This window comes from Mucilaginibacter sp. 21P, from assembly GCF_019331605.1.
Taxonomy (GTDB): domain Bacteria; phylum Bacteroidota; class Bacteroidia; order Sphingobacteriales; family Sphingobacteriaceae; genus Mucilaginibacter; species Mucilaginibacter achroorhodeus.
Genome location: NZ_CP063061.1, coordinates 538,415 through 551,985 on the forward strand (window position 1 = coordinate 538,415; position 13,571 = coordinate 551,985).

General features: G+C 44.5%; 9 protein-coding genes. 3 read left to right on the forward strand and 6 right to left on the reverse strand.

Annotation, left to right across the window (positions count from 1 at the left end; translation table 11 throughout):
- Positions 1-60: 60 nt before the first annotated feature.
- The 6 genes from INP83_RS02245 to INP83_RS02270 form a co-directional block, all read right to left on the reverse strand.
- On the reverse strand, positions 61-2,055 hold the full coding sequence (locus INP83_RS02245; protein WP_146273026.1) for an alpha-L-arabinofuranosidase C-terminal domain-containing protein: 1,995 nt from the start codon (positions 2,053-2,055) through the stop codon (positions 61-63).
- A 22-nt stretch (positions 2,056-2,077) separates the two neighbouring features.
- Positions 2,078-3,205 carry a glycoside hydrolase family 43 protein gene (locus tag INP83_RS02250; protein WP_219126142.1) on the reverse strand — a complete coding sequence of 376 codons (1,128 nt, stop codon included), beginning with the start codon at positions 3,203-3,205 and terminating at the stop codon, positions 2,078-2,080.
- 201 nt (positions 3,206-3,406) lie between these two features.
- Positions 3,407-4,498 carry an efflux RND transporter periplasmic adaptor subunit gene (locus INP83_RS02255; RefSeq protein ID WP_219126143.1) on the reverse strand — a complete coding sequence of 364 codons (1,092 nt, stop codon included), beginning with the start codon at positions 4,496-4,498 and terminating at the stop codon, positions 3,407-3,409.
- Positions 4,488-7,745, reverse strand: a complete 3,258-nt coding sequence (locus INP83_RS02260; protein WP_219126144.1) for an efflux RND transporter permease subunit — start codon at positions 7,743-7,745, stop codon at positions 4,488-4,490. Before INP83_RS02260 ends, INP83_RS02255 begins: the two co-directional genes overlap by 11 nt.
- A 12-nt stretch (positions 7,746-7,757) precedes the next feature.
- Positions 7,758-9,140: a TolC family protein gene (locus INP83_RS02265; protein WP_219126145.1), complete on the reverse strand. Its 1,383-nt coding sequence runs from the start codon at positions 9,138-9,140 to the stop codon at positions 7,758-7,760.
- Between the two features lie 67 nt (positions 9,141-9,207).
- Entirely contained in the window at positions 9,208-9,576 is a 369-nt protein-coding gene (locus INP83_RS02270; protein WP_146273031.1) for a hypothetical protein, read from the reverse strand.
- Positions 9,577-9,749: 173 nt separating this feature from the next.
- On the opposite strand from INP83_RS02270, the gene INP83_RS02275 reads away from it, so the two are divergent.
- The 3 genes from INP83_RS02275 to INP83_RS02285 all read left to right on the forward strand — a co-directional run bounded on the left by INP83_RS02275 (position 9,750) and on the right by INP83_RS02285 (position 13,528).
- Positions 9,750-10,169, forward strand: a complete 420-nt coding sequence (locus INP83_RS02275) for a DUF2147 domain-containing protein (protein ID WP_146273032.1) — start codon at positions 9,750-9,752, stop codon at positions 10,167-10,169.
- 234 nt (positions 10,170-10,403) lie between these two features.
- A complete protein-coding gene (locus INP83_RS02280) occupies positions 10,404-12,371 on the forward strand; it encodes a KUP/HAK/KT family potassium transporter (RefSeq protein ID WP_219126146.1) in 1,968 nt (655 codons plus the stop codon).
- Between the two features lie 56 nt (positions 12,372-12,427).
- A complete protein-coding gene (locus INP83_RS02285; protein ID WP_219126147.1) occupies positions 12,428-13,528 on the forward strand; it encodes a carbohydrate-binding family 9-like protein in 1,101 nt (366 codons plus the stop codon).
- Positions 13,529-13,571 lie beyond the last annotated feature (43 nt).

Consider the following 13,571-nt stretch of genomic DNA (forward strand, 5'->3'; position numbering starts at 1 on the left):
GCAAAAATAAATAGTATCAGGCACTACCATTACATATAGCTTTAAAACAACAAAACTGCTTTACTTTGTTTTTCTTAGCGTAAGCGTTATCACATTTACCGACAGCGGTTCGATGTTTACAGGCTTGTTAGCTACCCACTTTACACTGCGAATTACAGGTTTAATGGCGTCCGGATTATCAACGCTGTTAAATGCAAGCTTATCTTTGTCGCTTAACTGCATCCACTGCATATCCTTACCAGATACTGTAGCACCCTGCAGATCAAAACTTACCTGTTTGGCCGTTAGTGAGGTGTTAACTACTTTGATTATTAATTTACCGTTTTCCCTATCAATGGTAGAACTGCTATATAAACTATCCTGGCCGGTTAATGCCTTGCCATTATCGGTAACGGGCACCACCTCCGATCCTTTGTTTGCAGAGAATGCTTGCTGTACATAATAATTGGGGGTAGCAACCGAACGTAGGTTATCAAACCAGATAAGGTCTGGTCGCCACTGCCATGCATCAACGTGGGCAAGCAGCGGTGCATATGAGGCCATGTTCACCACATCGGCATTGCGCTCCAGGCCGGTCATGAATGCAGCTTCGCAGAGTGCCGCCCACCAGGTGTTATGGCTTTCGGCATGCTTATCTTTCTGCGCATCATCTTTTATGTGTGCTGCATATTCTCCCGCGAAGATCTTTGTCTTATCTCGGCTGTATTTGTCGTAGCGGTTTGCATTACGCAAAAACCACTCGGGCGGCGCATAATAGTGCTCATCTATTAAACCGGCATTTTCTGCACGTAACGCCTTGTTCAGGTAATCGAAAAGTTCACCACCGGAGAACGGCCCTGCACTGGTAACCATAGCAACCTCGGGATGTTTATTGTGGATAGCTGCGGCGAAAAGCTTGTAGCGTTCAAGGTATTGCTCGCCCCATTGTTCGTTACCTATACCAATAGTTTTTAAATTGAACGGCGCAGGGTGGCCCATATCGGCACGTAACCTGCCCCATTTGGTATTTAAACCACCGTTGGCAAATTCAATCAGATCAAGTGCATCTTGTATGAATGGGTCTAATTGATTGATTGAAATCACCTCGCCGCTGTTAAATTGGCAAGCCATGCCGCAATTTAAAATAGGTAATGGGGCTGCACCGATGTCTTCGCATAATTGAAAATAGTCAAAGAAGCCTAAGCCAAACGACTGAAAATAATCCGGAGCCGAACGGTAGCTGAACTCAGTGTTCCAGCGGTTGATGATCAATTGCCTGTCGCTTACATTGCCAACGGTCTTTTTCCACTGATAGCGGTTGGCCAGATCGCGACCCTCAACAATACACCCACCGGGGAAACGCATAAAACCGGGGTGAAGATCAGCCAGCTTTTGGGCAAGGTCAGCTCGCAAGCCATTTTTGCGGTGCTTAAATGTATTCTCAGGAAACAAGGAGATCATATCAACCTGCACACGACCTGTACCAGTGAAAATGAGTTTAAGGCTACCCTTCGCGGCATTTTGCGTACATTTCAGTTTTGCAGTAAGCGTTTTCCAATCTTTGGTAAATGGTTCAACGGCAGTTTGTGCTATTACCGCGCCGGCCTCGTTGACAGCCTGGATCTGCAGGTTGATGTTGCCTGTGCCCACCTTAGCCATCATGGATAGATTGTAATCTTCTCCACTTTTAAAACCCATCCCGCGGAACCCTTCGTTTATAAATTCAAATGTGCCTTTGTTATTCTCCAGGTTGATATCTGCGTAGCGCTGGTTACCGGTATTTAGCAAATTTCTGTTTACAACCAAAATGTTTCCTTTACCACCGTTTACTTCTTTCAGGTCCCAACCCATCAGCGGGTCGGCAAACTCAAATGAGCGATTTTTTACCATCTCGGCATACAACCCACCATCCGCGGCAAAATTGATATCCTCAAAAAATATCCCCCACATGGTTGGCGATATTTCAATTCCCGGCTTATCCACCTGTATGGTCAGTTTGGTTTGCGCCTGCAAAGCATTTATACCTAAAAGGCTTACCGCTGCTGTCAGGATGATATGTAAAAATTTTTTGTTCATATGCTCTAAACTTGGATATATCTCATTTAAAAACGCTAAGGTCCCAGCTATCTGACCAGTTGATCTCGATATCATTCCCCTTGAAGGCGATAGGCAACCATAAATACCGTCCGTCTATTGCATTCTTATGCTCCCACTTATCGGCCATAAAAATAAATGCATCCTTTTTACCGCTCACAGGCAGTATGTAGGTGCTTTGGCCACCGTAAGTTTTATCGCTACCTTCTCCTTTACACGGATTGCCATGAAATGTCCATGGGCCAAACATCGATCTTGAAGTGAACCAGCGCGCAGCATTTGGCGCCCAGCCTGTACAGCCGGAGCCGATCATGTAATAAAGTCCATTGCGTTTAAATACTGCAGGCGCTTCGGTTTGATGGCCAATATAAACCCTTGAAAACTTGCCCGTATGCCCGGTGTAATCATCGGTAAGTTCTGCAACCTGTATGGTGTTGTTCTCTTCGGATGAATAAACATGGTAAGCTTTGCCATCATCATCAACAAATACGGTCATATCGCGCGCCATTTGGCCACCGGGCAGGTCGCGACAAAAGAACTGGTCGCTTTCGTTTTTCGGGCGCGAACAATCTACCATTTCGTCTGCAGGCGTACCTGCCGGGTAAAAAGGCAAACTATTTGGATTTGGGCGATAGCTTTTAAGGAACTTATACGGACCGGTAGGTTTCTTGCTTACAGCAACGCCCGCACGTGCTGCGCTGTAACCTTTGCCTTTTAACTCCAGATGGAACCACATTACATACATTTTGCTCTTGCGGTTATAAACTACTTTTGGTCTTTCCAAAATGCAACCCTGCGCAATGTCACTGGTGCTATCAGCAGACACAGGCAGAGCAATTCCTTCGTCTTTCCAGTTATAAAGATCTTTTGATGAATAACAATGCACGCCTACCATAGCGCTGTTACCCCGCTCTCCGGCAACTTTGTGTTCGCCAAACCAATAATACATGCCTTTGTCATAAAGCAAGCCTCCGCCATGGGCATTGATGTGCACACCTTTGTTATCGGGCCATATAGCACCCGGTGTAAATTTTAAAAAAGTTTTCTTGCTATTGGTTTGGGTGTAGCCTTTGCCTGCTGTAAGTATAAAAGCTGCAAAAAAAACTACTATGGCTAATGCTTTGCTTCTCATCTTTAAGTTTTAAATCCTTTACAAATAGTACGGATATATCATAGTTAGCGCAGGTAGTAAAAGTAACAGAAAAAACCTGGGATAAATTGCCATAAATTAACCCATATTGGCAAGGATTTAGCATCGCTACGCCTATTTAAAAACCAAGCGCCGACCGTTTCAACGATCAGCGCCGGGGAATATCGACTGTTAAGCGCTACGCTATTTGATTTCAGTCCCTTCCTTTAATTCATCGCCTGCATGAAGCACCACTTTTTCACCGGCCTTTATATTCCCGAAAACTTCTGTAAAATCACCGGAGCTGATACCCTCTTTAACATCTGAAAATACTGCTTTACCATCTTTAACGAGTATTACGTATTGTCGCTCGGTAGATTGGACGATGGCATTGCTGGGCACTAACAAAGATTTTGCACCCGAGCGAAGCGGTATCTTAACTTCGCTGTACATACCCGGTTTAAGCGAGCCATCTTCGTTGATCACATCTATCTCAATAGCCTCAGAACGTAACGAGCCCAAAGCATTTGCCGACCTGCTGATGTAAGCACTGTTTTGTTTGCCCGGCAAAGCATTAAATACAAAGTCTACCTTTTGCTTCAAGTCAACTTTATCTACATAGTTTTCAGGGATCATCACCTCTAAACGCAGCTTTTGGTTGTCCTGCAGTATAAGCATGGGCTGGTCTCCGGCCTTGCCGGGACCGACCAATGCACCCGCAGAAACATTACGTTGTACGATGGTTCCATTAAATGGGGCGCGGATATTCAGGTAATCCTGCACATCTTTCATTGAAGCTACGTTTGACCTTTCTGATGACGCAACTGCCTCATCGGCTTTCATTTTTGCCAGGGCGTTATCCAGGTCGAGGGGAGATACTGCTCCTGCTTCTTTTGAGGCTTCTTTTAAACGGCGATATTTTTCTCGACTTGCACCGGCGCTTTCCTGGGCTTGCAATAAACGGCCATTAGCAGCTTGTAATTGCGAGGTCATTTCAGGAGCTTCCAATACGGCTAATAATTGTCCTTTGTGTACTACCGAACCCCTGTCAACATAGATCTGTTTTACAAAGCTGTTTATCTTGGCAAATATATTTACCTCGTTAAAGGGCTTTAGCTGCCCCGGCAACCTTACATAGCTGGACAAGGCCTTCTCGACGACTATGCCTGTCTCAAACTTATTTGAATTACTGGATTTTGTATTATCTGTTTTAGTCATATCAACCGGCTTTTGAGAGCCACCGCAACCGGCTGCTAATGCTGCAATAGCAGCCAGTATTATTAATTTATATTTCATTGTAGTGTGGTTCGTTAAGTTGCAATTGTGTTTCAGCATCATCTGGCATCAGCGAAGGCGATTGGTAGGTGGTTTTATTTTGTACCCAGGCAAATACCAGCGGCAGAATAAATAATGCTGCGATAGTAGAGGCGATAAGCCCGCCGATAACCGCGCGGCCAAGCGGTGCAGATTGTTCGCCGGCCTCGCCCAAGCCCGATGCCATCGGTATCATACCGGCTATCATGGCCAAACTGGTCATTAAAATCGGCCTTAAGCGTATGGATGCACTGGTTACTGATGCACGGGTGGCATCCTGATAGTCAAGTCTAAGTTTCTCTGCATTGGTTACGATGAGGATAGCGTTGGCCACGGATACGCCGGTAGACATGATCATGCCCATATATGATTGCAGGTTAAGCGTTGATCCGGTACATAACAGCATCAGCAGCGAACCCAATATTACAGCCGGAACGGTTGAAAGCACGGTAAGGGAAAGTTTCAACGACTGGTAATTGGCTGCCAGCAATAAGAAAATAACCAATACTGCAACCAGCAATCCGTTTTGCAAACTGGTCAATGTTTCCGTTAACAGGTTTGACATCCCTTCCGTACGTACCACAAGCCCTTTTGGCGGCGTGCCTAAATCTTTAATTGCTTTTTGCACAGCGGTCGTGGCTGTTCCTAAATCTTTATGGCTGATATTGGCACTTACGGTTAAGTAACGCCGTGGTCCGCGACGGTCGTACTCGCCGGGGACGTACCTTGTTGTAAAATCAGCAACGTCGCCCAAAACCGGGCTGCTCTGGCCTTTTACCAGGGGTATCTCCCGCAGTTCATCCATAGTATTCATCACAAACTCGGGCACCTGCACCTGCACCTGGTATGTATAAGCTGATTTTTCATCAAGCCAGAGATTTTTTTCGGTAAAGCGGCTTGAGGAGGTGCTTGCCGTTACAGATCGCGCTATCTCTGAAACACTTAAACCCATTTGTGCAATCTTCAATCGATCGAGTTTAATATCGATAATAGGAAAATGCAGAGGCTGGTTTATTTGCACATCCCGGAGATAATTGACCTTTTGCAGCCTGCTCACCAGCTTATCACTGTAAGCTTGCAACTGCCCCATATCCCGGCCGGCAACGGTAACTTCTATTGGGGTTGATGCACCCTGGCTCATGATCTTTTCTGTCATGTCAATTGGCTCAAAGGTAATTCGCATCTCCGGCAAGGCATAGACAATGTTCCTGCGCAGCGCTTCTTTAAAGTCATCCATATTAACATGGTAATCTTCGTCAAGATTAACCTGCATAACAGCCTCATGTGTCCCGGTATTAAACACGTACAGATTGCTTACCCCGTAACTACTCGGTATCAGTCCCACAAAGCCTGAGCTTATGGCAACGTGATGGTTGGAGGTACTATCGATAATGTTAAGCACCTGTTTAAATTTGGCTTCGGTGCGTTCCAAACGGGTGCCGTCTGGCTCCTTTATCCTTATCTGAAACTGGCCGTTGTTCAACTTGGGCATCATATCTTTGCCGATAAGCACAAAGCAAATACCGGCCAATAAGAACACGCCTACAATGTAACCCGGAACAATTGCCTTTTTACGAGGCATCCATTTACTGATGATGCCGATGAAACGCATCTTAACGCGTTCAAACATGTCATTCTGCTCAGGATGCTTGTTTTCCTCTTTTAAATGGGCGTCCACCTGGATGCGTTCCTCAGCATCAAGCCCTTCACCTGCATGTGCATGAACCTCATCATGGTGATAGTGCTGATACTGTTCCGCCTTGATCATCCAGTTACTTAGGATAGGTACCAGCGTTTGAGCAATAATGTATGAAACGATCATGGTTAAACCGATAGATAGCGACAGCGGCAAAAACATGGCCTTGGGCACGCCGCTCATCATAAACGACGGCGCAAAAACAGCAAGTATACAAAGCAGGATAAGCAACAGCGGGAAAGATATTTCCTCGCAGGCATCATATATGGCTAATCGCTTTGGTTTACCCATTTCCAGGTGCTGGTGTATGTTCTCAATGGTAACCGTAGCCTGATCCACGAGGATACCGATAGCCAGCGCCAATCCGCTCAACGTCATAATGTTGATGGTTTGGTGAAAAATACCCAACAGCATCAGCCCGATCAGGATAGAAACCGGAATGGTGATCACAACAATAAGGCTGCTGCGCCAGTCGCGCAGAAAGAGCAACACCATCAAACCGGTTAATAAGGCACCTAAACCGCCCTCGGTCATGAGGCTTTTTACAGCGTTTATCACAAATACGGATTGGTCAAACTCATATGATACCTTTACGTCATCGGGCAATAAACTTTGTATGTCGGGCAGCTTTGCCTTCAGTGCCTGCAATACTGACCACGTAGACGCATCTGCTGTTTTTACCACCGGTATGTAAACAGATCTTTTGCCGTTTATGAGCGCATAACTAACGGTAACATCGGCACCGTCTGATACCCTTGCAACATCTTTGATAAAAACCGGGGTACCCTTTTTTGTAATTACCGGTATGTTGCCAAAATTGTCTACACTTTTTATCAGCGTGTTCATGGTGGTAACAAACATGGTATTGTTCATGCGCAGGTTACCTGATGGCGACATTACATTGTATTTAGCCATAGCTTCTACCACCTCATCTGGTGTTAAGCTGTAGCTGCGCAGTTTATTTGGGTCGACATTAATGATAACCGAGCGGGAATTAGCGCCGAAAGGCGGCGGCGCCGAAAGGCCGGGTACAGATGAGAACGTTGGCCGTACACGTGTTGATGCAAGATCATATATCTCTTTTAAGCTTCTTGTTTTTGATGACAGCACCAATTGGCCAACCGGCAGTGATGATGCATCAAACCTTACCACCTGTGGCGGGAGAGCACCCGGCGGAAATGCCTTCATTACCCGGTTTACCTGCAAGGCCACCTGGGCAGATGCTTCGGCCATGTCTGTGCCTTCATAAAAGCTAAGCTTAAGCAGGGTTAGGCCCTGTATATTTTTACTGGTGATACTTTTAATACCATTTACATACAGAAATTGATCCTGCATGCTGGATGAGAAAAACCCTTCCATTTGTTGCGGCGACATGCCCCCGTAAGATTCAATTACATAAATAGTGGGCATGTTCAGTTGAGGAAAGATATCTATGGGGATTTTTATTGCGCTTAGCACTGAAAATATCAGCAGGCTTACCACAATAATAACCGCGGTAACCGGTCGCTTAAGCGCTGATGTAACCATTGACATATTTTTATCTTGTTATTTTAAAAGATTTAAGATGGCGCTTACCTGGTTCTCTACTACAGCTTTCTGAAACAGCGCGCGGCTGTAGCTGAATTTTGCCGACGTGTAATCTGTTTCTGCGCGATAAAGCAGGTTAAGCGCAGCGTTAAGCTCGATGATATCTGTAAGGCCGTTTTTATACAGCGCAAATTTTTGGCGGTATGCGGCGTTGGCTGCCTTTAACTGCTTAGGTATTTCCTGCAACCTATCAAGCGCAGATGCTACATTGGCATCTGCCTGGCTGCTTCCTGCGGCTATCAGCGCTTTTTGCTCCTGGAGTTTTTTTTCGGCATAAAGGGTGCTCGCCTTTTGGGTATTTAACTTAAGGCGGCGCTTATTAACGTTAAACAAATTGTAGCTTACACCTACCCCAACCAGGTAGTTACCTCTGTCAAAACCCCAACCGTTACCTAACGGTCCAAAGTGGTCATTGGCGTCAACACTTGCAGCACGGCCCCATGCAGCTGCCTCTAACATAATTTTTGGAGAATAGCTTTTTCTAACCAAGTTTTCTTTCTGCAAACTACTGTTATAAATTGAGCGGTAGTAGTTTATAATCGGGTGGTTAAGCGTATCAGCGTTGAACAAACTAAATTCGGCGGCGTTCCTGGCCAGTGATTGTTGTGTTGTGGTGTCAGCGACAATATCGTTGGCCGGTATGCCGCTAACGGCAGATAATTTTATCTGTATCTGTTTAGCCTGGTTAAGCAGATCGATATACGTTAACCTCGACTTCGAGATCTCGGCCTCGGCAATACTGGTGTCCACACCAGCGCGTATGCCGCTACGGGCAAGCGCTTGTATAGACCGCCTTATCTCCTGGTTGCGTTTAATATTTCGCTCCTGAATGGTAAGAAGATCCTGCAGTAAGCCTAACTGAAGATAATTATCAATGGTAGCAGCGGTAAGCGCATACTTTGATTGCTCAAATTGCCGTTGCTCTACATCTACGTCGGCGGCGGCAGCCTTGTTGGCAGCGCCATACGCACCGAAATTATAAACCTCCCAATCAAGCGCGGCGATACCCAAATTTACTAAGGTGGCCGATGTGTTGCTTTCCGTACGCACGCCACGCGAGTTAGATGGCACTATACCGAAAGCGAAGTATGGACCAGCTACGTTGTTGTTAGTACCTACATCTGCCTGGTAATTTAAATTTAATGACGGCAACCAGTTGCTTTTTATGTCGCTGGCCTGTGCCTGCTTTACTTTTATAGCGGCTGCGTCGGCAATCAGGGCGGGCGCGTTATTATTCACTTTATCTAAGAGTGCATTTAAGCCGATGCTTTTGTTGTTTTGCGCGCAAACAGTAGCCGGCAGCATATATAAAAGCAGCCAGCATTTTTTTATACTGAACATTGTTGAATTTGAAATGAATGATTAAACCATTAAACCCTTGCCATTAGGCAATGATCGTAGCAATCATTCAGATCGAAAGATGACGGGTAGTGAGGTAAACCGGCTGCGAGGGCACAAGCGGTTGAAGGGAGAAATAGTTAAATGCGAAAGTTTTTTGAAGCAGCTTAAAGCGACCAAATAAGAGGCTCAATAATGCTGCGATCCCAAATGCAAATGGAAGCAATGCCTGCGGAGTAAGGTCGCCGGTAACGTCTTTACAAAACTCTGTGTCGTTAAGGCTATCTAATCGGTACTTGGTGAAGCTTTTTACCAATATGGTTGGATGCTCGTCAATAGATGAAAGCCGTGCATGCAAAACAAAACCAATAAAGGGCTTGGCGACAAAAAATATTGCTGCCAGCACAAATATTAGTTTAAAATATGTTTTGCGATTCATGTATGTTCCTCAACGCAAATCTCAACAAACAAAACATCACAATGTATATGCGTAACACGAATGTTGCAATTTATAAAAAATGTGCCTTTATAGAGCCGTGGGCTATAAGTTAGTGGCTATCAAGCGAAACCATATCGCTTCAAATCTCTTCATACTTTAACAATTATCTAATTATGAAAAAGTATCTATCATTACTACTGCTTATAATACTTTACATTCCTCTAAAAGCGCAAAACCTGTCTTATAATAATCCCGGCGACACCATTTTGGGTGTGTGGCAAACGGCAGATCAGAAAGCGCAGATCACTATTACCAAAAAAGACAGTTTGTACTTCGGCAAGCTGAGCAATGCCACTTTAAGCATTGACAAGAAAGTAAACTTACATTTGCCGACAAGTTTATTAGGCATTTACATTTTGCAGGATTTCAAATTCTCAGGTGATAACAGATGGGACGGCATGATCTTCGACCCCAAGAGCAAAAAAACTTATAAATGCTATCTCAAGATCGAGGATGACGGCACTATGAAGGTGAGAGGCTATAAGGGCATCTCGCTATTTGGCAAATCTCAGTATTGGACGAGGGTGAGGTGACCTTAGCAACGCAGGGTCAATCGTCTTTAGTGAAAATGCCAACCATTCTTCGGAAATACTTCTCATTGATTATCGTGCTATTCGATGTTTACAATAAATAATCATCTCAACAATGAGAAAAAGCTGAAGTAAAAACATAACCGGTCTTTTTTTATTTACAGTTAAAATGATGCGGAGATTTGCAAACACATCATTTTCAGATAAATTCGCAGAAATTTTACGATCAGGTATTAAATGCAAACCCCACATTTCACTAAGCTGTCTGCAGCAGGCGTATTAATCACATTAGGTATCGTTTTCGGCGATATCGGCACATCTCCGCTTTACACCTTTCAAACCATTATTAAAGAGGGAGGGCGGGCCGATGCTTTTCTCGTACTTGGTGCAATATCGTGCGTATTTTGGACGCTTACGTTACAAACAACTTTTAAGTACATCCTGATAACATTACAGGCCGACAATAGAGGCGAGGGTGGTATCTTCTCCCTATATGCGCTTGTCCGCAGATATGGTAAGCGCCTTGCCATACCTGCCATTATTGGCGCCGGCACCTTGTTAGCCGACGGTATAATAACACCGCCAATTTCGGTTACGTCGGCTATTGAAGGTTTAGGACTAGTACCTGCGCTTTCTAAAGACTTCGTCCCCGGCCATGACCTAATTATTGGTATTGTCATAGGCATCATATTACTATTATTCTTTTTCCAGCAGTTTGGCACCAACGTAGTTGGGGCGGCATTTGGTCCCGTCATGCTTATCTGGTTTTTAATGCTTGGCGTATTAGGCTTTATACAGGTAGCGCACTATCCTATAATTATTAAAGCGCTTAATCCAATGTATGCGTGGGATCTGTTAAGCCAGCATCCCAAAGGCTTCTGGTTATTGGGTGCGGTGTTTTTGTGTACTACGGGTGCCGAAGCTTTGTACAGCGACCTTGGCCATTGCGGGCGTAAAAACATCCAGGCCAGCTGGATATTAGTGAAACTAACTCTTGTTCTGAATTACCTGGGCCAGGGTGCCTGGGTACTTACAAGGCCCCAGGGATATGACTTTAATGCCATAAATCCTTTTTTTGCCATTGTTCCGCACGCCATGTTGCTGCCGGCTATTGGCATAGCAACCTTGGCAACAATTATCGCAAGCCAGGCATTGATCAGTGGCTCGTTTACGTTGATCAGTGAAGCGATCAGTATGAGCTTTTGGCCAAGGGTAACGGTTAAATTCCCTTCAAACATTCGCGGTCAGATCTATATACCCAGTATCAATTGGCTGCTTTGCTTGGGTTGTATTGCGGTAACCCTGTATTTCAAAACATCAGAAGCCATGACAGCGGCTTACGGCTTTTCCATCACCGTAGCTATGCTCATGACAACCTACCTGATGTACTACTTTATGCGGTACAAAAAACACTGGCCCCTATGGATAGTGGTGATTATCATTTGTGTTTTTGTTACCGTTGAAGGATCATTCTTTGTTACCAATGCTGTAAAACTGTTAAAACGTTTGTTCTTCCTGGTGTTCGAGGTGGGATTGATATTTACCATGTATATCTGGTACCGCGCGAGGAAAATAACCAATCGCTATCTCAATTTTGTAAACCTGCAGGATTACATGCCTATGCTTAAGGCAGTAAGTTCTGACCAGGGCATACCCAAGTTCTCAACCCATCTCATCTATCTCACCAAAGCCAATAACAGCAAACAGATAGAAGAACGGATAATCCATTCCATTTTGAGCCGCAAGCCAAAACGTGCCGACGTTTATTGGTTCATTCATATCGAGCGCACAGATGCTCCTTATACTATGGAATATGCTGTTGAGAAGTTAGAAGACGGCAAAGTAATACGCCTTGAATTCCGAATAGGTTTTAGGATCCCGCCAAAAGTGAATGTGCTATTCCGCAAAGCTGTTGAGGAAATGATAGAACGTAAAGAAATTGATATTACCAGTAAGTATGAGTCTTTAGGCAATTTTAAGTTACCTGCTGATTTCCAGTTTGTGCTGATAGAGCGCTTCCTGTCTTATAACAATATCTTAAGTAAGGTTGAGAGTTTTATTCTCAGCAGTTATTTCACCATAAGTGATCTGGCACTAAGCGATGCCAAGGCATTTGGATTAGATACCAGCGAAACAAGAATTGAAAAGATCCCGCTGATCGTAAATCCTTTGACAAACGTACATCTTGAACGGGTTGATATGTAAAGCCGTTATTGAGATTTATAAACCCAGCTTAATTACGTGATTGCTATATTTAGAGCGTGGCTACTAAAAGAATTCTTTTCGCCGGTCTGCTTTCTATGACCGGATATTGTGCAGAGGCTCAAGATGCGTTTAAGAAAATGCCGCATCTTTTTACAACACCTAAAAATTACGTGGTTACTTACACCACCACAGTGCCAAAAATTGATGGCAATATCAATGACTTAGTATGGCAGCAAGCCGCCTGGACAGATGAGTTTGTTGATATTGAGGGCGATTTAAAGCCCAAGCCAAATTTAAGCACTAAAATGAAAATGCTTTGGGGCGATAGCTGCCTTTACCTTGCCGTAAAAATGCAGGAGCCGCACTTATGGGCAAATCTCACCGGGCATGACCAGGTAATTTTTCAGGATAATGATTTTGAGATCTTTATTGATCCGGACAATGATGCCCGCAATTACTTTGAGATAGAAATTAATCAGCGTAACAAGATATTCGACTTATTCCTCCCAAAGCCGTATCGCGATAAGGGCGATGCACTAATAAGCTGGGATGCAAACGGTATGCAAAACGCGGTACAGCTCCAGGGCACGCTGAATAACCCAAACGATAAAGACACAGGCTGGACTGCCGAGTTTAAAATTCCTTTCAGCAACATCAAGATGGGCTTTGGCAACGGCACACCAGCCGAAGGTACATTGTGGCGCGTCAATTTTTCGCGGGTAGAGTGGGATACCTATGTAAAGAACGGCAAGTACGTAAAGCAGAAAGACGCCAAAGGTAATAAGTTGCCCGAGCGAAATTGGGTATGGTCGGCACCCGGCATTATAAACATGCACGCGCCCGAACGCTGGGGATATCTCCAATTTACAAAGAACAAATCAGCTAACGACCTAAAGTCTGAAGTGCCCTATGCCGATCTCCAAAAACAGTATCTCTGGCTAATTTATTATAACCAGCAAAAATACCGGCAGCAGTATAACACATATGCAAATAGTCTTGCAGATTTGGGCATAACATCTTCCGATGCAATAGTAGAAGGCATTAAAAATACATTATCTGTTGAGGGTTCAAAACATCAATACCTTGCCACCATTACTGATGCCAACGGAAAAACATGGACAATAAATAACGACGGCTTACTTCGTATGCAGAAGTAGTGCGATTAAAATGGCAGTTTTGATTAAAACAAAAAACTTATCG

What these genes read in the sequence shown, in the direction of transcription:
- INP83_RS02275 (WP_146273032.1), top strand. Translation starts at nt 9,750, where the DNA reads ATGAAAAAGTATCTATCATTACTACTGCTTATAATACTTTACATTCCT.
- INP83_RS02280 (WP_219126146.1), top strand. Translation starts at nt 10,404, where the DNA reads ATGCAAACCCCACATTTCACTAAGCTGTCTGCAGCAGGCGTATTAATC.
- INP83_RS02260 (WP_219126144.1), bottom strand. Translation starts at nt 7,745, where the DNA reads ATGTCAATGGTTACATCAGCGCTTAAGCGACCGGTTACCGCGGTTATT.
- INP83_RS02245 (WP_146273026.1), bottom strand. Translation starts at nt 2,055, where the DNA reads ATGAACAAAAAATTTTTACATATCATCCTGACAGCAGCGGTAAGCCTT.
- INP83_RS02255 (WP_219126143.1), bottom strand. Translation starts at nt 4,498, where the DNA reads ATGAAATATAAATTAATAATACTGGCTGCTATTGCAGCATTAGCAGCC.
- INP83_RS02265 (WP_219126145.1), bottom strand. Translation starts at nt 9,140, where the DNA reads ATGTTCAGTATAAAAAAATGCTGGCTGCTTTTATATATGCTGCCGGCT.
- INP83_RS02250 (WP_219126142.1), bottom strand. Translation starts at nt 3,205, where the DNA reads ATGAGAAGCAAAGCATTAGCCATAGTAGTTTTTTTTGCAGCTTTTATA.
- INP83_RS02270 (WP_146273031.1), bottom strand. Translation starts at nt 9,576, where the DNA reads ATGAATCGCAAAACATATTTTAAACTAATATTTGTGCTGGCAGCAATA.